This is a genomic window from Pseudomonas benzopyrenica (assembly GCF_036884265.1).
Taxonomy (GTDB): Bacteria; Pseudomonadota; Gammaproteobacteria; order Pseudomonadales; family Pseudomonadaceae; genus Chryseomonas; species Chryseomonas benzopyrenica.
This window is the reverse complement of record NZ_CP145723.1, coordinates 2,033,642-2,054,549: the sequence shown is the minus strand read 5'-3', so window position 1 is coordinate 2,054,549 and position 20,908 is coordinate 2,033,642. Positions and strand designations below refer to the sequence as shown.

19 protein-coding genes are annotated in these 20,908 nt (G+C 67.2%); 9 read left to right on the top strand and 10 right to left on the bottom strand.

The features are described from left to right. Positions 1-44 precede the first annotated feature (44 nt). Positions 45-1,307, bottom strand: coding sequence for a cytochrome P450 (locus V6W80_RS09580; RefSeq protein WP_338546781.1), 1,263 nt, complete (start codon positions 1,305-1,307; stop codon positions 45-47). A 199-nt stretch (positions 1,308-1,506) separates the two neighbouring features. Between V6W80_RS09580 and V6W80_RS09575 the strand changes: the two genes are divergently transcribed. Then, on the top strand, positions 1,507-2,160 hold the full coding sequence (locus V6W80_RS09575) for a DUF2238 domain-containing protein (protein ID WP_017641744.1): 654 nt from the start codon (positions 1,507-1,509) through the stop codon (positions 2,158-2,160). Here the strand turns inward: V6W80_RS09575 and V6W80_RS09570 are convergent. After that, complete coding sequence (locus V6W80_RS09570; RefSeq protein WP_338546778.1) at positions 2,157-3,851, bottom strand: dihydroxyacetone kinase family protein; 1,695 nt, start codon at positions 3,849-3,851, stop codon at positions 2,157-2,159. The genes V6W80_RS09575 and V6W80_RS09570 overlap by 4 nt on opposite strands. A gap of 213 nt (positions 3,852-4,064) precedes the next feature. Here V6W80_RS09570 and msrP point away from each other — a divergent pair, with 213 nt between their 5' ends. Both msrP and msrQ read left to right on the top strand, forming a co-directional pair. Further along, entirely contained in the window at positions 4,065-5,075 is a 1,011-nt protein-coding gene (gene msrP / locus V6W80_RS09565) for a protein-methionine-sulfoxide reductase catalytic subunit MsrP (RefSeq protein ID WP_338546777.1), read from the top strand. Continuing rightward, positions 5,075-5,686 (top strand): protein-methionine-sulfoxide reductase heme-binding subunit MsrQ, encoded by a 612-nt coding sequence (gene msrQ, locus V6W80_RS09560; protein WP_068383979.1) that lies wholly within the window; start codon positions 5,075-5,077, stop codon positions 5,684-5,686. The genes msrP and msrQ overlap by 1 nt, the downstream gene beginning before the upstream one ends. A gap of 168 nt (positions 5,687-5,854) precedes the next feature. On the opposite strand, the gene V6W80_RS09555 is transcribed toward msrQ, so the two are convergent. Together V6W80_RS09555 and V6W80_RS09550 are read right to left on the bottom strand one after the other, a co-directional pair. After that, the gene (locus V6W80_RS09555) at positions 5,855-6,454 is read right to left on the bottom strand and encodes an START domain-containing protein (protein WP_338546776.1); all 600 of its coding nucleotides are present in this window, start codon (positions 6,452-6,454) and stop codon (positions 5,855-5,857) included. A gap of 50 nt (positions 6,455-6,504) precedes the next feature. Then, positions 6,505-6,759, bottom strand: coding sequence for a YkgJ family cysteine cluster protein (locus V6W80_RS09550; RefSeq protein ID WP_026083919.1), 255 nt, complete (start codon positions 6,757-6,759; stop codon positions 6,505-6,507). A 185-nt stretch (positions 6,760-6,944) separates the two neighbouring features. Here V6W80_RS09550 and V6W80_RS09545 point away from each other — a divergent pair, with 185 nt between their 5' ends. Continuing rightward, on the top strand, positions 6,945-7,496 hold the full coding sequence (locus V6W80_RS09545) for an exonuclease domain-containing protein (RefSeq protein ID WP_068383975.1): 552 nt from the start codon (positions 6,945-6,947) through the stop codon (positions 7,494-7,496). 83 nt (positions 7,497-7,579) lie between these two features. Beyond that, positions 7,580-7,861: a pyrimidine/purine nucleoside phosphorylase gene (locus V6W80_RS09540; protein WP_338546774.1), complete on the top strand. Its 282-nt coding sequence runs from the start codon at positions 7,580-7,582 to the stop codon at positions 7,859-7,861. An 84-nt stretch (positions 7,862-7,945) separates the two neighbouring features. Here V6W80_RS09540 and pdxB read toward each other — a convergent pair whose 3' ends face one another. Next, entirely contained in the window at positions 7,946-9,109 is a 1,164-nt protein-coding gene (pdxB, locus tag V6W80_RS09535; RefSeq protein ID WP_338546773.1) for a 4-phosphoerythronate dehydrogenase PdxB, read from the bottom strand. Positions 9,110-9,239: 130 nt separating this feature from the next. On the opposite strand from pdxB, the gene V6W80_RS09530 reads away from it, so the two are divergent. The 3 genes from V6W80_RS09530 (at position 9,240) to V6W80_RS09520 (ending at position 13,584) form a co-directional block, all read left to right on the top strand. Beyond that, a complete protein-coding gene (locus tag V6W80_RS09530) occupies positions 9,240-10,601 on the top strand; it encodes an MATE family efflux transporter (RefSeq protein ID WP_160923176.1) in 1,362 nt (453 codons plus the stop codon). Positions 10,602-10,694: 93 nt separating this feature from the next. Next, positions 10,695-12,848, top strand: coding sequence for a mechanosensitive ion channel family protein (locus V6W80_RS09525; RefSeq protein WP_338546772.1), 2,154 nt, complete (start codon positions 10,695-10,697; stop codon positions 12,846-12,848). Between the two features lie 85 nt (positions 12,849-12,933). Continuing rightward, the gene (locus V6W80_RS09520; RefSeq protein ID WP_338546771.1) at positions 12,934-13,584 is read left to right on the top strand and encodes an SGNH/GDSL hydrolase family protein; all 651 of its coding nucleotides are present in this window, start codon (positions 12,934-12,936) and stop codon (positions 13,582-13,584) included. A gap of 232 nt (positions 13,585-13,816) precedes the next feature. Here the strand turns inward: V6W80_RS09520 and V6W80_RS09515 are convergent, their stop codons facing one another. The 3 genes from V6W80_RS09515 to rlmM all read right to left on the bottom strand — a co-directional run bounded on the left by V6W80_RS09515 (position 13,817) and on the right by rlmM (position 16,046). Then, positions 13,817-14,398, bottom strand: a complete 582-nt coding sequence (locus V6W80_RS09515; protein ID WP_338546770.1) for an Sbal_3080 family lipoprotein — start codon at positions 14,396-14,398, stop codon at positions 13,817-13,819. 75 nt (positions 14,399-14,473) lie between these two features. Next, positions 14,474-14,713, bottom strand: a complete 240-nt coding sequence (tusA, locus tag V6W80_RS09510; RefSeq protein ID WP_017639682.1) for a sulfurtransferase TusA — start codon at positions 14,711-14,713, stop codon at positions 14,474-14,476. Positions 14,714-14,984: 271 nt separating this feature from the next. After that, the gene (gene rlmM, locus V6W80_RS09505) at positions 14,985-16,046 is read right to left on the bottom strand and encodes a 23S rRNA (cytidine(2498)-2'-O)-methyltransferase RlmM (protein ID WP_338546769.1); all 1,062 of its coding nucleotides are present in this window, start codon (positions 16,044-16,046) and stop codon (positions 14,985-14,987) included. A gap of 188 nt (positions 16,047-16,234) precedes the next feature. Between rlmM and acnA the strand changes: the two genes are divergently transcribed. After that, a complete protein-coding gene (gene acnA, locus V6W80_RS09500; protein WP_338546768.1) occupies positions 16,235-18,934 on the top strand; it encodes an aconitate hydratase AcnA in 2,700 nt (899 codons plus the stop codon). Positions 18,935-18,982: 48 nt separating this feature from the next. Here acnA and V6W80_RS09495 read toward each other — a convergent pair whose 3' ends face one another. Both V6W80_RS09495 and V6W80_RS09490 read right to left on the bottom strand, forming a co-directional pair. Next, positions 18,983-19,876, bottom strand: coding sequence for a LysR family transcriptional regulator (locus V6W80_RS09495; protein ID WP_338546767.1), 894 nt, complete (start codon positions 19,874-19,876; stop codon positions 18,983-18,985). 67 nt (positions 19,877-19,943) lie between these two features. Further along, positions 19,944-20,903 carry an ABC transporter substrate-binding protein gene (locus V6W80_RS09490; protein ID WP_338546765.1) on the bottom strand — a complete coding sequence of 320 codons (960 nt, stop codon included), beginning with the start codon at positions 20,901-20,903 and terminating at the stop codon, positions 19,944-19,946. Between the last annotated feature and the right edge of the window lie 5 nt (positions 20,904-20,908).

Below are 20,908 nucleotides of genomic sequence, written 5' to 3'. Positions count from 1 at the left end.
GCTGCGCGAGCGCCATGACGAGGCGCTCCGACCCCCGGAGCAAGCTAGGCCACCGAACTGCGGGTGCGCTGCACCGCCTGGACCTCGCTCAGGATCAGGCCGCTGGCGGGGCGCATCGGCATCCGCGCCAGATCGATGCGCAGATCCTGGGTTGGCACCTGGTAGGTCATGTCCTGCAGCAGCAGGCGCAGGGCGGAGGTCATGAGCGCCAGGGCGATGCCTTCGCCAGGACAGCGGTGCTGATGGGCCACATCGCCGCCGCCCTGGGGTACGAAGGCGGCGGCCGGGATCGCCTCGGCGACAAAGCGCGTGGGCTCGAACACCTCGGGACGCTCCCAGCTGCGCGGATCGCGGTTGGTGCCATAGAGATCCAGCACGACGCGGGTGCCACGGCGGAAGTCGACGCCGTGCCATTCGAAGGTTTCCCGTACTCGCGCCACGGTGAAGGGAAAGAAGGCGTAGAAGCGTCGCACCTCCTGGGCGAAAGGCAACCGGGCGGCGGGATCGGCCCGTAACCGTTCGCGCCAGGCCGGTTGCTTGTACAGCGCCAGGGCGGCAAAGGTGGAAAAGCGTGCTACGGCCACCGTTGGCCGCAGCACATTGAGCAGCTCCACCGCGGCCACCCGTGGCGACACCGGCCGACCATCCGGCTCCCGGTGCTGCGCGATCAGCGCCAGGGCGCTGCCAGTCGGTGCCGGCCGCTTGCGGGCCTGCTCGACCTGCCCGCCAAGCCAGCGCTCCAGCCGCCGACGTGCCCGGCGAGCGCCAAGATTGGCCAGGCCTGGGCTGCCGGCGCCTTCGAGCAGCGCGACCAGGTCGGTACAGCGCTGCCCCTCCTCTTCCGGGGCCAGGGTGACGCCCGCCCAGTCGCAGACCGCGCGGGTATAGAGGCGATGCAATTCGTCCAGCAGGATAATCTCGCCGCGGCTCTGCCAGCTGGGCAGCCTGGCGCGCCATTCCCGTTCCACCCGAATGATCAAGGCCTCCACCCGCGCCGGCCGGGTAATCTCAAGGAACAGCGCCTTGCGCTGGCGGTGAGCCGCACCATCCAGGCCCTGGACGCCGCCTTCGCCGAACAGTGTCTGGCGCAGTGACCGGGGCGCGGCATCCACTCGGGTGAAACGTTCCTCACGATAGAAGAGCTCCACCGCCGCCTGGCCACGCAGACAGAGGGTGGGCTGCAGGAACAGCCGGGTGGCGAAGACATCGCTATCCAGGCGATCGCAGCGATTGCTGATGAAGGCATAGCCTTCGCGCAACAGTGCCAGGCTCGAATCGAAAGCCGAGAGCGGTGGCAGGATGGACATCGAGAGCTCCAGGGGAGGGAAAGGTCCTGCCCGTGGGACCGCGGGCAAGCGGCGCCGGTGCCTCCGCTGCGCTTGCTGTTTTTGCAGCGACGCCGCGACGATATCGGGTCGCCGCATTCGAACGCTGGCGGTCGAGCGGAGGTCCACGCAGCAGGGGCCGTCGTCGCGACGCTCCGCATTCCGGACAAGGCTCTCGCGTTTGAACCCCACCCGTCGTTCCCGTCTGCAACTCCTTCTTCTGCTGACCCTGGCCGTCCTTACCCTGGCGCTCGGCTGGTCCCCCTTGGACCGTTTCACCTGGACGATCGAGCAGCTACTGGTGATCATCGCCGTGCTGGGCGTGGCCCTGGTCCAGCGACGGCTTCGGCTGTCGGCCAGCGCCAGCCTGCAACTCTTCGGCTTTCTGGTGCTGCACCAGATCGGCGCCCACTACACCTATTCCCGGGTGCCCTACGACGACGCCTGGCAGGCCCTGACCGGTTACCGGCTGACCGAGGTCCTGGATCTGCAGCGCAACCACTACGACCGGCTGGTCCACCTCGCCTATGGCCTGCTGTTGGCCCGGCCAATTCGGGAAGTGGTCCAGGGCCTGACCGGGCTGCGCGGCTGGCGGAGCGCCTATGTGGCCCTGGAATTCATCCTGGCCTCCTCGGCCGGTTACGAATTGATGGAATGGCTGGGCGCCGATCTGCTGGCGGGCGACGCCGCGGAAGCCTTCGTCGGCGCCCAGGGCGACCCCTGGGACGCGCAAAAGGACATGGCCCTGGCCTTCGTTGGCGCCCTGCTGTCGCTGGTCTGCCGCCATGGCTGGCCCGGTCGCCGCGGGACCGGCCATGGCGCTGACTCGCCCTAGCGGGCGATCACGGGTTCCAGGGCTTCCAGCCAGCAGACCACCGCCACGGCGCCGCCATCGGGAATGCCGCGGGCCCGTTCGCCCAGGTAACTGGCGCGACCCTGGGCCGGCAGCATCTCGGCGGTAGCCGCGGCGCCCTCGCGAGCGGCAGCGAGGGCCGTGGCAAAGGCCTGCGCCGGGCTGGCACCAGCCCGGGCACCGTCCGACAGGGCATCCGCTGCCGGTCGCAAGGCATCGAGCATGGTGCGCTGGCCCGGTTGGGCGCCGCCGAGTTCGGCAAGGGCCTGGACGCCGCCATCGAACGCTTCGGCCCATTGAGCCAGCGTGGGTCGCTCCACCCCGTCCAGCACCTGGGCGGCGCGGACCAGGGCGCAGGCGTAGAAGGGTCCGGAGCTCCCGCCGATGGCGCGGCGCAGAGCCTGCCCCATGGCTGCCAGGGCACTGGCCGGGGCGTACCAGGCGCTGGCTGGCAAGGCGCGCAGCGCTTCGGCGCCACGGGTCAGGCTGGTGCCGAGATCGCCATCCCCGGCGCGGCTGTCCAGATCGGTGAGGCGAGCTTCGTTGGCCAGCAGGCTGGCGATGATCGCATCTGCCGCCTCCTGCAGACGCTCGGCCAGGGGACCAGGGGTGCGTGGGGTTGTTTCGGCTACCGCTACAGGTGCGGGCAACAGGGTGGGTGCAGCCGGTACCTGGCCGGTGCCCGGCCAGGCGCGGGCCAGGGTCGGCGCATCGAGCAGCGCCAGGCGCGCCTCATCCACCGGTAGCAGCGACAGCGAACAGCCGGGCATGTCCAGGGCGCTGAGGAAGGTACCGGTCCAGGTGCGTTCCACCACCAGGCCCCGCTGGCGCAACTGGCTCAGCGCCGCCCGCGCCACCAGCGCGAGTTCCAGCGGCGGCGTCGCGCCCAGGCCATTGACCAGCAGCGCCAGGCGCGTCCCCCTGGCGTAGCCGCCGTCTTCGATGAGGGTATCCAGCAGCCGCGCCACGGTGGCGTCGGCGCCCAGCCAGGGGCCGCGCTCGACGCCCTGCTCGCCATGGATGCCGAGGCCCCACTCCACCTCGTCCTCCGCCAGCTGGAAGCCTGGGTGCCCCACCGCCGGTACCGTGCAGGCGCCCAGGGCGACACCCATGCTGCGCAGTTCGGCACTCGCAGCGCGGGCCAGGCTGGCCACCTCCGCCAGCGACCGTCCGGCCGCGGCCGCCGCGCCGGCAAGCTTGTGGATCAGCACGGTGCCGGCGATGCCGCGGCGCCGCTCCGGCGCCACGGTATGGCGCAGGGCGGCGTCGTCGGCCACCAGCACCGTCTCGACCGGAATGCCTTCGCTGCGCGCCAGTTCCGCGGCCAGGCCGAAGTTGAGACGATCGCCGGTATAGTTCTTGACCACCAGCAGCGCCCCGGCGGGCCCGGCGGCCGCCCGGATCGCGGCCAGCACGGCATCCACGCTGGGCGAGGTAAAGACGTCACCGGCCACCGCGGCGGTCAGCATTCCGTCCCCGACGTAGCCGGCATGGGCCGGCTCGTGGCCGCTGCCACCGCCGGAAATCACCGCCACCGGGCGTTCGGCGGCGGCCAGGGGCTGGCGCAGGATGACCTGTTCCTCGGCCAGCAGGGCCAGGCCGGGATCCAGGCTGACGAGACCTTCGAGCAGTTCGCGAACCACCGCGGTGGGGCTATTGATCAGCTTCTTCATCGGGCACTCCTGAGGGGCGAGAGGTCGCCGCAGTATGGCACGGGGTCTCGAAGGCGCCTGGCGACAGCCTGAACGTCCCGCCCGTCCGAGCGCAACGGCCTTCCGCCGGACCAGGACGGCGGGCTATCGTTGGCGTGGGAAGCTTTTCACGACCGGGATGTCTCACGCTGTTAGCCAGCCGCTCCCTGTCGAGCGCCCCCATCGAGGTCCGTCATGCCGATCAAGATCGTTCCGCGCTCTGCCTGTCGTGGGTCGGAGATCACTCCCGAAGCCGTCTACCTGTCCCGACGCCAGCTGCTCGGTGCCAGCGGCGCCCTGCTCGCCGGCGCCGCCCTGCCCGGCTGGGCCCTGGCCGCCGCGTCCAGCTACGGCGACGTCGAAGCCGCCAAGGGCCCGGACTGGTTCGAGCGCAAGCTGCCGGATACCCGCTGGCAGGCGGCCACGGTCAAGGGCGAAGACATCACGCCCTTCAAGGACGCCACCCACTACAACAACTTCTACGAATTCGGGCCGGACAAGAGCGATCCCGCGGCCCATGCCGGCCAGCTGCCGACTCAACCCTGGAGCGTGGTGGTCGATGGCGAGGTGGGCAAACCCGGTACCTACGGCCTGGAAGACCTCTTCGGCCCCGACACCCTGGAAGAGCGCATCTATCGCATGAGATGCGTCGAGGCCTGGTCCATGGTCATTCCCTGGCTGGGCTTTCCGCTGGCCAGCCTGCTCAAGCGCGTCGAGCCCAACGGCAAGGCCCGCTACGTGAGGTTCGAGACGCTCAAGGATCCACAGCACATGCCCGGCATGAACTCCAGCTTCGCCCTGCTGGACTGGCCCTATGTCGAAGGCCTGCGCCTGGACGAGGCCATGCATCCGCTGACGCTGATGACGGTAGGCATGTACGGCCGGGTGCTGCCCAACCAGAACGGCGCGCCGCTACGCTTGATCGTGCCCTGGAAATACGGCTTCAAGGGCATCAAGTCGATCGTGCGGATCAGCCTGGTGGAAGAACAGCCGCGCACCACCTGGCAGGGTATGGCACCCAACGAGTACGGCTTCTATGCCAACGTCAATCCGGAAGTGGACCACCCGCGCTGGAGCCAGGCCCGCGAACGGCGTCTGCCCAGTGGCCTGTTCAGCCCCAACGTGCGGCCGACCCTGATGTTCAACGGCTATGGCGAGGAAGTGGCTTCGCTCTACAGCGGCATGGATCTGCGGAGAAACTACTGATGGGCTTGCTGCTCTGGCGGGTCGCGGTGTTCATCGCCGCGCTCTGCCCGCCGCTGTGGTGGCTGTACCAGGCCTGGATCTTCGCTCTCGGTCCGGATCCGGGCAAGGCACTGGTGGACAAGCTGGGCACCGGCGCCCTGGTGCTGCTGTTGCTGACCCTCAGCCTGACCCCGCTGTCGCGCCTCACCCGCTGGAAGCTCTGGCCGGTGATCCGCCGTCAGCTCGGGCTCTGGACCTTCACCTACGCCCTGTTGCACTTCCTGGGCTACCTGGCTTTCGTCCTGGGCTTCGACCTGTCGCAACTGGGGGTGGAATTGCAGCGCCGGCCCTACATCATCGTCGGCGCCGCGGCCCTGCTGATCCTGTTGACCCTGGCCGTCACTTCCAACCGCCCCGCCATGCGCCGCCTGGGCAAGCGCTGGAAGGAACTGCATCGGCTGGCCTACCTGGTGCTGGGCCTGGGGCTCTTGCACTATCTCTGGATCGTGCGCTCGGATCTCGAGGAGTGGTCGATCTACGCAGCCATCGGCGCCGCCTTGCTGGCCTTCCGCCTGGTGGACGGCTGGCGGCGCAAGAAACGCAGTCATTCGGTAGCCAACCCTGCTCGTTGATTACCACCGCTGAAGCAGAGAGGTGAATCCCCTCTGCCTCAGCGCTATAGGGGTGGTATTAAAAAAGGCTACCAGGGAATACCTTGGGGCCGGCAAGATCCGGCACAGGGGTGGTATAAAAAAGGCCCGGCGCCATGGGAGCCAGGCCTTTTGCCCAGAGACGCCGGATCAGCGCTGCGCGGCCTGGCGCAGACCCTTCAGGGTGTTGAGTGGGGCATCCACCACGAAACTGTTGGCCAGCCAGGACGGCACGCTGCCACCGGGCTCGCTCTGGGCCTCGTAGGTCACTTCCGAGCCACCGTTCTTCGGCACCACGCGCCACTGGCCTTGGAAGCTCGCCACCCGCACATAGCCATCGGCGGCAGGACGATAGTCGGCCTGGCCTTCGAGGGTGCGGGTGAAGCCGCCGTCGGGGGTCTTCTGCTCGGTGATATGCAAGACCACGTCGCGCGCGGTCACCGGCCAGGGCATTTCGATACGCATATAGGTCCAGGCCTGGTTGTCCTGGCGCTTGAGCACCTGCAGCGACTGGCAACGGAAGATCCATTTGCAGGAGCCCACCGGATCGTCCTGCAGCGTGGCGATGGTGGCTGGGTCGGCCTTGATCTGGACCACGCCGCGATAGGCCTTGTACTTGGAGCCAGCGACGGCGCGGGTATAGACCTGGATACCGTCTTCCTGCTTGGCGAGTTGCCAGTCTTCGGCCTGGGCCAGACCAGTGGCGGCGAGCAGGGTCAGGGCGAGGATGGAGCGAAGCGGCTTGTGCATGGGACGTCCCTTGTTGTTGTGATTGTCGGAGAGCGCAGTTCAGAACCGGATCAGGCGGCGGTTTCACCCTCCAGGCGCAAGAGGATGGCCATGGCCTCGGCGCTGTTGCTGCCGCAGAAGGCCAGCTCGGCCCGGAAGCCGCCGCACACCGCCGGGCGCAGCGGAGAGCCGAACAGATCGCAGCGATTGGTACTGTCCAGGTGGGCGCAGCGCACGCCGGAAGGCTTGCCCTGGGGCATGCGTGGCAGCGGTGAGGAGATCGACGGCGCGATGCAACAGGCGCCACAGCCCGGACGGCATTCCATGGTGAAACTCGCTGGAGAAGAGGCTTGAAGCTTAAAAGCAAGGCTGGAGCCTCACAAGCAAATCGTGACCAGATGTCGCTATCGAGTCATGAATGTAACATTCATTCGCACGATGCTACGCAACCCAGAGATTTTTCGGCCGTCATATCTGCGATGAGCGGGGCGGCTGGCCCGAGGGCGTGACGATGAAGCATTGGCTGGTGCTGGACCTGGAGGCGACCACCGACGAGGGCGGCTGGCCGCTGGAGTTGATGGAAATCATCGAGATCGGCGCGGTGATGGTGAACGCCGAGGGGCAGGAGCTGGATCGCTACCAGAGCTTCGTCCAGCCCGAGCGCCTGCCGCTGCTGACGCCCTTTTGCCGCGACCTCACCCACATCAGCCAGGCGGATGTCGATGGCGCCGAGCCGCTGGCGGGCACCTGGCTGGGCTTCGAGCGCTGGCTGGGCGCCTATGAAACCACCCTGGCCGGCTGGTGCAGCTGGGGCGATTTCGACCGCCGCCTGCTGGAGCGCGCCTGGCGCGAGCATGATCTGCACACCCATCTGGCGCGGGTACCGCACCGCAATCTCAAACAGGCCTTCGCCAAGGCCCGCGGCCTGGCGCGCCCGCTGGGTCTCACCGCCGCGTTGGAGTCGGCGGGGCTGGCCTTTACCGGCGTGTTGCACCGTGCCGAGACCGATGCGCGCAATACCGCCAAGCTGCTGCCGGCCAGCCTGCCCGCCTTCGCTCGCTAGTCGCCGTGTGGACCGGTGACAGCCGGGGACGGCCTTGGGCATACTCGCGGACGCTTCTAACCGCTCTCGCACAAGGAAATCCGATGTTCAAGGTCAACGAGTACTTCGACGGCACCGTCAAATCCATCGTCTTCAGCCTCAAGTCCAAGCCGGCCACCCTCGGCGTCATGGCCCCTGGCGAATACGAATTCGGCACCAGCCAACTGGAGATCATGCACGTGGTGGCCGGCGCGCTGACCGTCAAGCTGCCGGGCAGCGAGGGCTGGGAAACCTTCGCTGCGGGCAGCCAGTTCACCGTGCCGGCCAACGCCAAGTTCCAGCTCAAGGTCGCGGAAGACACCGCCTACCTCTGCGAATACCACTGATTTCGCGCGTCCCGTCTCTCGGCCATCCAGGCCGACTGGCGGGGAGCCGCTGTCCTGCCTGAACGCCTCCGCTCCGCCTCGGTCCTAAGCGACACCGCCGCTTTCGGAGTCGTCGCCATGTCGCCAGTCGCAGCCCAGGGCACTCGCCAGCCGAGCCACGCCCGCCCCTTCGAGCAGCAGCCCCGGAATCTCCCGACGCATGGGATAGCCCTTGCGCAGGGCGTCGAACGCCTGGGCGCGCGCCAGGGCCGGCAGGCCGAGGGTCGCGCGTAGCGCCGCATCGTCGTCGCGCGGATCGTAGACCGCGCGACAGACACGCCTGAAGGCCGTCGCCTCGGGCGCATCTCCACTGAACACCAGGCGCTTTAGCTGCTGCGGTGGCAACAGCTCGTCCAGACTCAACCGTGGCGTCTCTCCCGCCCAGGCGCAGAACGCCGCATAGATCTGCGCGGTGCCGCGCCACTTGCCTTCCAGGCTGTGCCCGGCGATATGGGGCGTCACCAGCTGACAGAGACGGGCCAGTTCAGGATCGATACCTGGCTCGCCTTCCCAGACATCCAAGGCCACCTTCAGCTCGGCGCCACCGGCCAGATGCGCACGCAGTGCGGCGTTGTCGACTACCTCGCCCCGGCAGGCATTGAGCAGCCAGCTGCCCGGACGCAACCTCGCCAGGCGCGTCGCATCGAACAGGTGCAGGGTGCGCTGTTCGCCATCACGGACCAGCGGGGTGTGCAGACAGAGCACGTCGCAGCGCTCGATCAACTCGTCCAGGCTGTGGAAGTCGCCCGGCTCGGTCGCCTGCCGTGGCGGATCGCAGACCAGCACCGTCCAGCCCAGCCCCCGTAACACCTCCGCCAGGCGGCCTCCGACCTGGCCGGCGCCGACGATGCCGTAGGTGCGCCTGGCCAGGTCGGCGCCAGCGCCATCGGCCAGTGCCAACAAGGCGCCCAGCACCCAGTCCACCACGCCGCGGGCGTTGCAGCCGGGGGCATTGCGCCAACGGATACCCGCCTGGTCCAGATAGCCGAGGTCCAGGTGATCGGTACCTATGGTGCAGGTGCCGACGAAGCCGACTCGAGATCCGGCCAGCAGCGCCGCGTCGACGCGGGTGATGGAGCGCACCAGCAGGGCATCGGCGCGGCTCAAGGCGGCGCGATCGAAGGCGCGTCCGGGGAGGCGTTCGAGGGTGGCGTGGGGGGCGAAGAAGGCGTCCAGCAACGGAATGTTTTCGTCGGCGATAATGTGCATGCCTGGGCACTCGCAAGGGCGGGGACCGGCACTTTAGCAGGCATCCCGCACCAGGCAATGGTCGCCGCGAGGCTTGTCACGCCGGCCATGAGGACTAGACTATCGGCCCCGAAGCTGACCGAACGATCAAGTGACCTCCTCCCTGCCCCGTATCAGACGTGAATTCGGCGCCCTACTCTCCCTGGCCGCGCCCATCGTCATCGCCCAGCTCTCCCATTCGGCCATGGGCTTCGTCGACGCCGTCATGGCCGGTCGCGTCGGCCCGCTGGACCTCGCCGCCGTCGCCCTGGGCAACTCCGTGTGGATTCCGGTGTTCCTGCTGATGACCGGCATCCTGCTGGCGACCACGCCCAAGGTGGCCGAGCGCCACGGCGGCGGTCGCAGCCAGGAGATCGGTCCGCTGGTGCGCCAGGCGTTGTGGCTGGCCCTGGGCTGTGGCCTCATCGCCAGCCTGCTGCTGCTCAACGCCCGGCCCCTGCTGGTGGCCATGCACGTCGACCCGCAACTGATCGGCCCGACCCTGCTCTATCTCAAGGGCATCGCCATGGGCCTGCCCGCCACCGCCTTCTACTATGTGCTGCGCTGCTTCAGCGACGGCCTCGGGCGCACCCGGCCGGCGATGCTGGTGGGTATCGCCGGTCTGGCGCTGAACGTGCCGCTGAACTGGATCTTCATCCATGGGCACCTGGGGCTGCCGGCCCTGGGCGGTGCTGGGTGCGGCTTCGCCTCGGGCACGGTGATGTGGGCGATGCTGCTGGCCATGCTGGCGATCATCCGCACCGAACGCTATCGCGCCTGCGCCATCTTCGCCCGCTTCGAGCGGCCGCACGGCCCAACGCTGCGCGCCCTGCTGGCCATCGGCGTACCCATCGGCATCGCGGTGTTCGCCGAATCCAGTATCTTTTCCGTGGTGGCCCTGCTGATCGGCGAGCTGGGGCCGACCGTGGTCGCCGGTCACCAGGTGGCACTCAACTTCTCCGGCCTGGTATTCATGGTGCCCCTGGCGCTGGGGATGGCGGTGACCGTCCGCGTCGGCCAGGCACTGGGTCGCGGTGAGCCGCGCGAGGCCCGCTTCGCCGCCGGCGTCGGCATGGCCGCGGGGCTGCTCTGCGCCTGCGTCTCCTGCACCCTGATGCTGACCGCGCGCACCTTCATCGCCGGCCTCTACTCCCAGGACCTGGCGGTGATCCAGCTGGCGGCCTCGCTGCTGGTGTTCGCCGGTATCTTCCAATTCTCCGACGCCATCCAGGTCACCGCCGCCGGCGCCCTGCGCGGCTATCAGGACACCCGGGCGACCATGGTCATCACCCTGCTGGCCTACTGGGGCGTGGGCTTGCCGGTGGGCTGGGCGCTGGGCCTGAGCGACTGGTTCGGGGCACCGCGCGGCCCAGCCGGGCTGTGGCAGGGGCTGGTGCTGGGCCTGACCTGCGCGGCCATCCTGCTGTCGGTGCGCCTGGCCCGCAGCGCCCGTCGACGCATCCACAGCGCCTAGCGCGCTGCCCTTGCTACACTGGCCACCTCGTCGCGGACGGCTGCCCTGCCGACCGGGACGCGGGTTTCCCTCTTTCGTGAGCGTGCGGCTTCGATGATCTTTCGCCTGCTTCAACTCCTCTGTCTCTGCTTTCTGCTCATCGGCCCGGTCCAGGCCGCACTGCCCGGGCTGCCGGGTACCCAGAAGGACCAGGTCGATCCGCAATTCGGCCAGTCCCTGGACCAGGTCATCAAGACCCTGGAAAGCGAGCAGCAGCGCAATCGCCTGCTGGCGGATCTCAAGAAGCTGCAGGCGGCCCAGACCAAGGCCGAACCCAGCGCCTCCCAGGGCGTGATCGGCCTGATCACCGACACCATGACGGTGGTCGAGCAACAGCTGCAGCGCGACAACCTGCGCCAACGCTGGCAGTACCAGCTGGAGCAGGCCGGTGCCGAACTGGCCGCACTGGCACCGGCGCCCGAGCAGCGCCTCAACCTGCTCTCCGGCTTCGTCATCACCCTGGCCTTCTGGGCCGGCTGCGCCCTGGGCTTGAAAAGCATCAGTCACCGCCTGCGGGTGAGATTCGGACTGGCGGAGGAGTTGCCGCTCCAGCCGCGGACCCTGGATCTGGTGCGTTTCGCCCTGCGCAAGCTGGCGCCCTGGCTGCTGGCCTTCATCCTGACCCTGGTGGTATCCCTGTGGCTGCCGGATTCACTGGGCAAGACGGTGGCCGTCGCCCTGGCCTATGCCGCCGTCACCGGTCCGCTGTTCGCCGCCACGGTGGTGGTGATCTGCTCCCTCCCCAGCGGCGCCCATCGCAACCGCGCCCTGTTGATCCTGCGCCGACGCGCCTTCCGTCCACTGTGGATCATCGGCAGCCTGGCGGCCCTGGGTGGCGCCGCCAGCGATCCGCACCTGGCCGAGACCCTGGGGCCCCACCTGGCCGCGGTCATCGCCATCGGGGCCAATATCTGCGCGGCGCTGCTCACCGCCCAGTTCGCCTTGAGATTCCGCCGCCCCATTGCCCACCTGATCCGCAACCAGCCGCTGGCCAAACGGCAGGCCCTACGTGGCCTGCAGGGCGTGCGCCACCTGATCGCCCGGCTCTGGCACCTGCCACTGCTGATCCTGGTGGCGGTGTCGGTGGTGGCCACCTTCGTCTCCGCCGGCGACACCAGCGACGCCCTGCGTCGCGCGCTGCTGTTCGCCGTGACCATGGGCGCCGCCCTGGGCCTGAATGCGTTGGTACGGGCGCGATTGCTGCGCCGCCGGCCCAGTGGACGCATCCAGGAGGCCTATGCCGAACGGCTGCGCGCCTTCTTCGTGCTGGTGCTGGGCATCGTCATCTGGCTGGTGGGCATCGAACTGGCCCTGCGCGCCTGGAATCTCTCGCTGCTGAGATTCAGCCAGGGCGACGGCCATGCGGTCGCCAGCAAGTTCTTTGGCCTGGGCGGCACCCTGCTGCTGGCCTGGCTGGTGTGGATCCTGGCCGACACCGCCATCCACCGCGGCCTCAATCTGCACCGCGTCAGCCCCAACAACGCCCGCGCCCAGACCATGTTGCCGCTGATCCGCAACGTGCTGTTCCTGACCATCTTCGTCATCGCCCTGATCGTCGCCCTGGCCAACATGGGCGTGAACGTCACCCCGCTGCTGGCCGGTGCCGGCGTCATCGGCCTGGCGGTGGGCTTCGGCGCCCAGAGCCTGGTGGCCGACCTCATCACCGGGCTGTTCATCATCATCGAGGACTCCCTGGCCATCGGCGACTACGTCGATGTCGGCAACCACCTGGGCACCGTGGAGGGCCTGACCATCCGCACCGTGCGGTTGAGGGATATCGACGGCATCGTCCACACCATCCCCTTCAGCGAGATCAAGAGCATTCAGAACTACTCCCGGCAGTTCGGCTACGCCATCTTCCGCCTGCCGATCCCCCAGGCACTGTCGGTGGACAAGGCCATCGAGATGGTCCAGGAAGTCGGCCGCTCGCTGCGCCAGGACCCGCTGATGGGCCGGGACATCTGGTCACCGCTGGAGCTGCAGGGGGTGGAGAGCTTCGATTCCGGCATGGCCATCCTGAGATTCCGTTTCAAGACCGCGCCGATCAAGCAGTGGGAGGTCTCGCGAGCCTTCAACCTCAAACTCAAGCGCTACCTGGACGACGCCGGCATCGAACTGGCCTCGCCACGCATGAACGTGCGCTACGAGGTAGGCGGCTCGCCACTGGACCAGGCGACGCGGGGCAGCGAAGCGCCGAGCGAAGGCTGAGGTCGCTGCCACGACCGTCGGTTCTCGCGGCGCCGCGGAAAAGCCTCTAGGGTGGACGTCACTCTGTCCTGGCGAGGTCCCCGACATGCCCCTGCGTACCCTGCTCTGCTATGGCGACTCCAACACCCACGGCACCCGGCCGCTGACCCAGCCCGGCGTGCTCGAACGCTTCGGCTGGGACGAACGCTGGACCGGCGTCCTGGCCCGCGGCCTGGGCGGCGACTGGCGCGTGATCGAGGAGGGTCTGCCGGCACGGACCACGGTGCACGACGACCCCATCGACGGCCACCATAAGAACGGCCTCACCTATCTCCGGCCCTGCCTGGAAAGCCAGCTGCCCGTGGATGTCCTGCTGCTGATGCTGGGTACCAACGACCTCAAGGCGCGGCTGTCGGTGACGCCCGCGGACATCGCCAGTGCCTTGCAGGTGCTGCTGGAAGAGATCAAGCGCTGCAATGCCGGCCCGGACGGCGCTACGCCCAGGCTCATCGTCATGGCCCCGGCGCCCATCGAGGAAGTGGGCTTTCTCGGCGAGATCTTCGCCGGCGGCGCGGCCAAGTCTCGCCAACTGGCCGCACGCTATCGCCAGGTAGCCGAAGCCCAGGGCGCGACCTTCGTCGATGCCGGGGAAATCACCCAGGTAAGCCCAGTGGACGGCGTGCATTTCGAGGCGGACCAGCATCGCCGGCTGGGGGAGCATCTGCTGGGCGTGGTCAAAGGCTTGGATGCTGCCTGAGCGTAGGCTGGACAACGGCATGCCCTTGTTCACGGGTTCGGGGCTCGACGGTGGAAAACGCTGCGCGGTTTTACACGTTACGGGGTGACGGGCATCGTCCTGTTGGGCTTCTACGATGGAGGCATCTCAACCCAACCTACGAAAGCCAACCCCGTGCGGTGGGGCCTTGGCTACGCGTCGTAGGTTGGGCTGAGCGTAAGCGAAGCCCAACGTTACGGGCTCGACATTGAAGTCAGCGATCCAGACCATAGCGCTGCCGAAGCGCACGGTACTGATTGCCGTAGTCCTGATAGCTGAGGTTTTTTGCCTGAAGCGCAGCCAATTCGTCTTCAAAGGTCAGCCCGGCAGGTGCGGAGGTAGGGACAGCACTCGGGGTCGGTCTGGTGACAGGTGCGGGACGCATCTGACCCAAGAGCTCATCTACCACCGGATTGATCTTTGTTGCGGTCCCCTGCCACTTCATAAGGGAGAAACCACCCTTACCCCGCAGGTGATAGTCAGCCTGCCCCACCAGGCGCCCACTGGCGTCACGCAGGGTCAGCTCGGCAGCTGATAAGTAAGGCACGCCGTCCCAGGTTTGCCGCGCGGTGTACTCAAGAATGTATGGGCACTCGCGTGGCACCTGCGTATAGCTCTCGGTAGGCACGCTGTGCCGAGCAAAGCCGGCCCGGACCACGGGGAGAAAGTCCTTTACCCAAACCGCAGGATTCTCCTGGATACATACCAAATCCGGGCGTACGGCGACGGGCTGGACCTGTACCGACGTGCACCCCGCGAGAATGAGCGAGACAACACCCAGCATCCTGGCTTTCATAAAAAGGCTTCCTTGCTTGCTAGATCAATTATTGTGAGCCAATTCACAATATCAAAGCGAGCTTTCGCGCAACCCTCACTCCAACTTCTTGCGAATCCAATAGAGATAACGCCCGTCCCCTTCGCTCTTTTCCACCAGTTCATGACCGAGGAAGACGCAGAACTTGGGGATGTCGCGCTGGGTGGAGGGGTCGGTGGCGATGACCTTGAGCAGGGCGCCGGGGGCGATGTCGCGCACCTTGTTGTGCAGCATCATCACCGGCTCCGGGCAGTTCAGCCCGCTGGCGTCGAGGGTGGCATCGGCTTCGAGGGTCATCGGTACTCCAGAAAACGCTAAAAATAGATATCGAGTAGGCGCGAGAACCTGTGCAAAGTTTCGCGAGCCAAAGACAGGCAAGGCGCAACGACCAGCGAGAGTAACAGCCAACGGCTGGCCCGAAGGGTGAGCGCCAGCGAATAAAGCCGTCGAGGAAGCGCAGTTTACGAGTGTAAATGAGCATTTCGACGGGTCCACCTCAGGGCGGGCGGGCGATCCAGGCGGTTTTCAACGCACCCTGGCCAACGCATAGCAAACTTTGGATAGGTTCTCAGGGTTTCCGATCCAGCCGGCGCAGATGACAGGTCACTTCCTCGCGGTCGTGGTAGAGCTGCTTGCAGCCGATGACCACGCGCTGGCCGCGATCTTCGAAATGGTCGCGCAGGCGTTCGAGGATGCTGGCTACTTCGCGATAGCGCTGCTTCATCGGCAGCTTGAGATTGACCACCGCCTCGCGGCAATGACCTTCGCCGATCCAGCGCTCGATCAGCGCCGCGGTACGCGCGGGCTTCTCGACGATGTCGCAGACCATCCAGTCCACCGGGCGCTTGGGAACATAGGCATAGCCGTCGACCTGCAGGTGCTCCACCAGGCCGCTGTCCATCAGCGTCTCGTTCATCGGACCATTGTCCACCGCCGTCACCAGCATCTCGCGAGCCACCAGCTGCCAGGTCCAGCCACCAGGCGCTGCGCCCAGGTCCACGGCACGCATCTCCGGCGCCAGACGGGTCTCCCATTCGGCGCGGGGAATGAACTGGTGCCAGGCTTCTTCCAGTTTGAGCGTCGAGCGACTGGGGGCCTCGCGAGGAAACTTCAGCCGTGGGATGCCCATGGGCCAGAGCGCGGCGTTGTCCGCCTCGACCACGCCGACGAAAACCTCGCGACCACTGAGAAAGGTCAGCTGCAGGCGTGGCGCCCGGGCATCGTCCACCAGACGACCTGCCTTGCGCAGCGCCAGGGTCAGGGGGCGCTCGAATTTCTTGCAGAAGGTGGAGAGCGCCTTGCCGTCATTGGTATCGGGCATCTCCAGAGCCAGGCTGCCGCAGACGGGATAGCTGGCCAGCAGCTTCAGCAGCGGACCGATGCGATCCTGCTCGGGCAGGCTGAGAAAGGCGCCACGAGACCACTGACGAGGGAAGATCAGCTCGCCGAAGGTGATGTTCTGCATCAACCGGGCGGCACCCTCGGCGTCGCCACAGACGAATTCCGCATAGGCCGCACCCGGCTTGCCCTTGGCGTATCCGCCCACGCCGAGCAGCGCCGCCCGCTCGCCGAGCTCGGCGCAGACCTCGCCTTCGAATCCGGTACGGCACAGCAGCAACAGGGTATTCACGACAGGGCTTCCTCAAGGGGTCACGCAGGGCGCGCACTATACCCCAGCGCGCCCGCTGGGGAACGCCAGCGGCGGCTGTCGGTCCAGTACTACACCTAGAAAAATCAGTCCGCGCAGCGCTGGAACGGGTCTTGTCTGCCTTTCGAGGCCCGAACGGCCAGCGGGCAACCGTCGATAAGGAGACCCTGATGCCAGCCCTGGACAGCCTCAAAAGCCTCAAGACCCTGCAGGTCGGTGAGCGCACCTACCACTATTACAGCCTGCCCGACGCGGCCCAGACCCTGGGCAATCTCGACAAGCTGCCCAAGTCCCTCAAGGTGCTGCTGGAGAACCTGCTGCGCTGGGAAGACAACCAGACCGTTACCGGCGAGGACCTTCAGGCCCTGGCCGACTGGACCAAGACCCGCTCCGCCAATCGCGAGATCCAGTACCGACCGGCGCGGGTGCTGATGCAGGACTTCACCGGCGTACCGGCGGTGGTCGACCTGGCCGCCATGCGCGAAGCCGTGGCCAAGGCCGGTGGCGATCCGCAGCGGATCAATCCGCTTTCCCCCGTCGATCTGGTGATCGACCACTCCGTGATGGTGGATCGCTACGCCAGCGAAAACGCCTACCACGAGAACGTCGAGATCGAGATGGAGCGTAACGGCGAGCGCTATGCCTTCCTGCGCTGGGGCCAGAACGCCTTCGACAACTTCCGCGTGGTCCCGCCGGGCACCGGCATCTGCCATCAGGTCAACCTGGAGTACCTGGGCCGCACCGTCTGGACCAAGGACGAGGACGGCCGCACCTATGCCTTCCCCGACACCCTGGTCGGCACCGACTCCCACACCACCATGATCAATGGCCTGGGCGTGCTGGGCTGGGGCGTGGGCGGTATCGAGGCCGAGGCGGCCATGCTCGGCCAGCCGGTGTCCATGCTGATCCCCGAGGTGGTGGGCTTCAAGCTCACCGGCAAGCTGCGCGAGGGCATCACTGCCACCGACCTGGTGCTGACCGTGACCCAGATGCTGCGCAAGAAGGGCGTGGTGGGCAAGTTCGTCGAATTCTTCGGTGATGGTCTGGCCACCCTGCCCCTGGCCGACCGCGCCACCATCGGCAACATGGCACCGGAGTACGGCGCCACCTGCGGTTTCTTCCCCGTGGACCAGATCACCCTGGACTACCTGCGCCTGTCCGGCCGCCCCGAGGAGACCGTGCAACTGGTGGAGGCCTACACCCAGGCCCAGGGCCTGTGGCGCAATCCCGGCGACGAGCCGGTGTTCACCGACGTGCTGGAGCTGGACATGGGCGAAGTCCAATCCAGCCTGGCCGGCCCCAAGCGACCGCAGGATCGTGTGCTGCTCGGCGAAGTCGCCAAGACCTTTGGCGATTTCACTGCCCTGGCACCGAAAAAAGCCGAGGCCCCCAAGGCGGGCAGTGGCGTGGAAGTCCAGCTCGATGGCCAGACCTTCCAGCTGGAGGACGGTGCCGTGGTGATCGCCGCCATCACCTCCTGCACCAACACCTCCAATCCCAGCGTGATGATGGCCGCCGGTCTGCTGGCGAAGAAGGCCGCCGAGAAGGGCCTGATGCGCAAGCCCTGGGTGAAGTCGTCCCTCGCCCCCGGCTCCAAGGTGGTGACCGACTACTACAACGCCGCCGGCCTCACCCCCTATCTCAACGACCTCGGTTTCGATCTGGTCGGCTATGGCTGCACCACTTGCATCGGCAACTCCGGTCCGCTGCTCGATCCCATCGAAAAGGCGATCCAGGACGCCGACCTCACCGTGGCCTCGGTGCTCTCCGGCAACCGTAACTTCGAAGGCCGGGTGCATCCGTTGGTCAAGACCAACTGGCTGGCCTCGCCGCCGCTGGTGGTGGCCTATGCCCTCGCCGGCAGCGTCAAGGTCGATCTGACCCAGGAGCCGCTGGGCACGGGCAACGATGGTCAGCCGGTCTATCTGAAAGACGTCTGGCCCAGCCAGCAGGAAGTGGCCGACGCCGTGCAGAAGCTCGACACCGCCATGTTCCACAAACAATACGGCGCCGTCTTCGACGGTGACGAGAAGTGGCAGGCGATCCAGGTGCCGGACGCCGAGACCTATGTCTGGGATGCCGACTCCACCTACATCCAGAATCCGCCCTTCTTCGAGACGATTGCCGGCGATCCGCCGCGTATCGCCGACATCCACGATGCTCGCATCCTGGCGTTGCTGGGCGATTCGGTCACCACCGACCACATCTCCCCTGCCGGCAACATCAAGAAGGACAGCCCCGCCGGTCGCTACCTCGCCGAGCACGGCGTGGACTATGCCGACTTCAACTCCTACGGCTCCCGTCGTGGCAACCACGAAGTCATGATGCGTGGCACCTTCGCCAACATCCGCATCAAGAACGAGATGTTGGGCGGCGAGGAAGGCGGCAACACCTTCCACGTCCCCACTGGCGAAAAGCTGTCGATCTACGACGCGGCCATGAAGTACGAGCTGGAGAACACCCCGCTGATGATCATCGCCGGCAAGGAATACGGCACGGGTTCCTCCCGTGACTGGGCGGCCAAGGGCACCAACCTGCTGGGCGTGAAGGCCGTGGTCGCCGAGAGCTTCGAGCGCATCCACAGATCCAACCTGGTGGGCATGGGCGTGCTGCCGCTGCAGTTCAAGGACGGCGTCGATCGCAAGTCCCTGGGGCTGACCGGCAAGGAAAAGATCGCCGTGCTGGGCATCGACGGCGTCGAGTTGCGCCCGCGCATGCCGCTGACCCTGGAAGTCACCCGTGAGGATGGCAGCCTGGAAAGCGTCGAGGTGCTCTGCCGCATCGACACGCTCAATGAAGTGAGCTACTTCAAGGCCGGCGGCATCCTGCACTACGTGCTGCGGGAGTTCTTAGCGAAACCTGCGGCCTAAGCAGGCGTTAGCGGACGCCCGGCAGCCTGGCTGCCGGGCGTTCTGCTGTCAGGAGGCTGCCAATAGCTGACTCGCCGCCCGCCCGAAGCCCTCGACCACCTCCTGCAGCGGCCCGAGAAAGCGTGGGTGGACCAGCCACAGCTGGATCTCCGGCTTGAAGTCCTTCAAGGGAATCACCGCCAGCCGTTCGCGATGGGCGCTCAAGGCCAGCAGCGGTGCCGGGACCAGGCCGAGGCCCTGGCCATCCGCCACCAGACCGAGCTGGAGTTCGGTGCCATAGGTTTCCAGGTTGATGCGCAGCGCCTGGCCCTGCTCGGCCAGGGTGCGCTGCAGACTGGCGCGAAAGCCGCAGCCATCGGGATTGAGCACCCAGCCCTGCGTTTGGAGGTCGGCCAGGCGCTTGGGTTTGGCCGGCGCCTGCGCGCGGGCGCAGACCACCTGCAAGGGCATGGCGCCCAGGGCCTGGGCCTCGATACCGTCGGGAAAGACCTTGTTGGCCGGAAACAGCACCAGGGCGCCGTCCAGTTCGCCGTGCTCGATCCGGCTCACCAGTACGCTGCCCCAGCCGGTCGCCACCTGGGTGCGCAGCTCCGGGTAGCGGGTGCGGATGTCTTTCACGGCCTCCAGCAACAGCGCATCGCCCAGGGTCTGGGGTACGCCCAGGCGCAGCAGTCCAGACGGCGGGGTATCACCCGCCACCCGCTCGCGCAGGGCATCCATCTCGCGCAGAATGGCACGGCAATGACCGTAGACCTCCTGACCCAGGCGCGTTGGCTTGAGCGGCTTGGTGTGGCGGTCGAGCAACTCGACCCCGAGATCCTGCTCCAGGCTCTGCAGGCGCCGGGTGATGGCCGGCTGGGTCAGGCCCAGCGTTTGCGCGGCGGCGTTGAGGGAGCCGCTGCGGAGCACCGCGACGAAGGCTTCGATATCGTCCGTCTTCATGAGGAGGCGTCTGACTTCCTGCTGGTGAATATGCGCCTCAAGCATAACGCAACACCTCCCCCGGTGCTCAGCGTTGCGCCGTCTGCGCGAGCGGGGCCAGGCTCGTGCCGAAGCCATCGTAGAACAGACGGCTGGCGTCATAGCCCTTGACCAGCCCTTCGCCCGCGAAGAAGTCGACGGTGCGCTGCGCCTGGGCAATGGCGGCAGGAGTGACTGGCCCGATGCTGGTGCGGGCACGGGCGAACCAGGCCTGGGCGATGGCCGCGTCAGCGCGGGTGCGCTCGGCCCAGGCGCGGGCATAACGCGCCGTATGCGCCGGATCGGCATTGGCCCAGGTCCGTGCCCGTTGCAGCCGCTGCAGGAAGTCGCCGATGGCACGGTGCTTGGCGGCATCGTCCAGGGCGCGCTGGCTGGCCACCACGAAACTCTGTGCCGGGATCAGATCTTCGGCGGTGGTGAGCACCCGGGCGCCATGGCGCTGGGCCTGGGTGACATAGGGCTCCCAGGTGGCGATGGCGTCCACCGAGCCGCCCTCCAGCGCATGGGAGGCATCCAGGGCGTTGAGGTAGCGGAAGCTCACCCGGTCGCGCGGTACGCCCGCGCGATCCAGGGCGGACAAGGCCAATTGCTGGCTCCAGGAGCCCTTCCAGATGGCCACCGTCTTGCCCTGCAGATCCGCCAGGCTACGGATGCTGGAATCGCCGAGCACCAGCACTGCCACCCCGTCGAGGCTCTGACGACTGATGCCGACCACCTTGATCGGCGCGCCGAGGGCGCCAAGGAACAGCGGCGGCGCATCGCCCAGCAGGCCCAGGTCGAGGCTGCCGACGTTGAGCGCCTCGGCCACCGGCGAACCGGCGGTGAATTGCTTCCAGTCCAGCTGGTACGGCAGGTCGTCGAGGACACCGGCGGCTTCCATCACGGTACGGGTGTTATAGCTCTGATCGCCCACCACCAGCGTGGTAGCCAACGTCTGGGTAGCGGCGAGCAGGCCGAGGGTGAGGCCAACAAGGGTCTTGCGTAGCATGGGAA

Bases quoted from the DNA above. Each gene is read 5' to 3' on its own strand.
- V6W80_RS09580 (WP_338546781.1), bottom strand. From the start codon at position 1,307: ATGTCCATCCTGCCACCGCTCTCGGCTTTCGATTCGAGCCTGGCACTG.
- V6W80_RS09570 (WP_338546778.1), bottom strand. From the start codon at position 3,851: ATGAAGAAGCTGATCAATAGCCCCACCGCGGTGGTTCGCGAACTGCTC.
- msrP (WP_338546777.1), top strand. From the start codon at position 4,065: ATGCCGATCAAGATCGTTCCGCGCTCTGCCTGTCGTGGGTCGGAGATC.
- msrQ (WP_068383979.1), top strand. From the start codon at position 5,075: ATGGGCTTGCTGCTCTGGCGGGTCGCGGTGTTCATCGCCGCGCTCTGC.
- V6W80_RS09555 (WP_338546776.1), bottom strand. From the start codon at position 6,454: ATGCACAAGCCGCTTCGCTCCATCCTCGCCCTGACCCTGCTCGCCGCC.
- V6W80_RS09550 (WP_026083919.1), bottom strand. From the start codon at position 6,759: ATGGAATGCCGTCCGGGCTGTGGCGCCTGTTGCATCGCGCCGTCGATC.
- V6W80_RS09545 (WP_068383975.1), top strand. From the start codon at position 6,945: ATGAAGCATTGGCTGGTGCTGGACCTGGAGGCGACCACCGACGAGGGC.
- V6W80_RS09540 (WP_338546774.1), top strand. From the start codon at position 7,580: ATGTTCAAGGTCAACGAGTACTTCGACGGCACCGTCAAATCCATCGTC.
- pdxB (WP_338546773.1), bottom strand. From the start codon at position 9,109: ATGCACATTATCGCCGACGAAAACATTCCGTTGCTGGACGCCTTCTTC.
- V6W80_RS09525 (WP_338546772.1), top strand. From the start codon at position 10,695: ATGATCTTTCGCCTGCTTCAACTCCTCTGTCTCTGCTTTCTGCTCATC.
- V6W80_RS09520 (WP_338546771.1), top strand. From the start codon at position 12,934: ATGCCCCTGCGTACCCTGCTCTGCTATGGCGACTCCAACACCCACGGC.
- V6W80_RS09515 (WP_338546770.1), bottom strand. From the start codon at position 14,398: ATGAAAGCCAGGATGCTGGGTGTTGTCTCGCTCATTCTCGCGGGGTGC.
- tusA (WP_017639682.1), bottom strand. From the start codon at position 14,713: ATGACCCTCGAAGCCGATGCCACCCTCGACGCCAGCGGGCTGAACTGC.
- acnA (WP_338546768.1), top strand. From the start codon at position 16,235: ATGCCAGCCCTGGACAGCCTCAAAAGCCTCAAGACCCTGCAGGTCGGT.
- V6W80_RS09495 (WP_338546767.1), bottom strand. From the start codon at position 19,876: ATGAAGACGGACGATATCGAAGCCTTCGTCGCGGTGCTCCGCAGCGGC.
- V6W80_RS09490 (WP_338546765.1), bottom strand. From the start codon at position 20,903: ATGCTACGCAAGACCCTTGTTGGCCTCACCCTCGGCCTGCTCGCCGCT.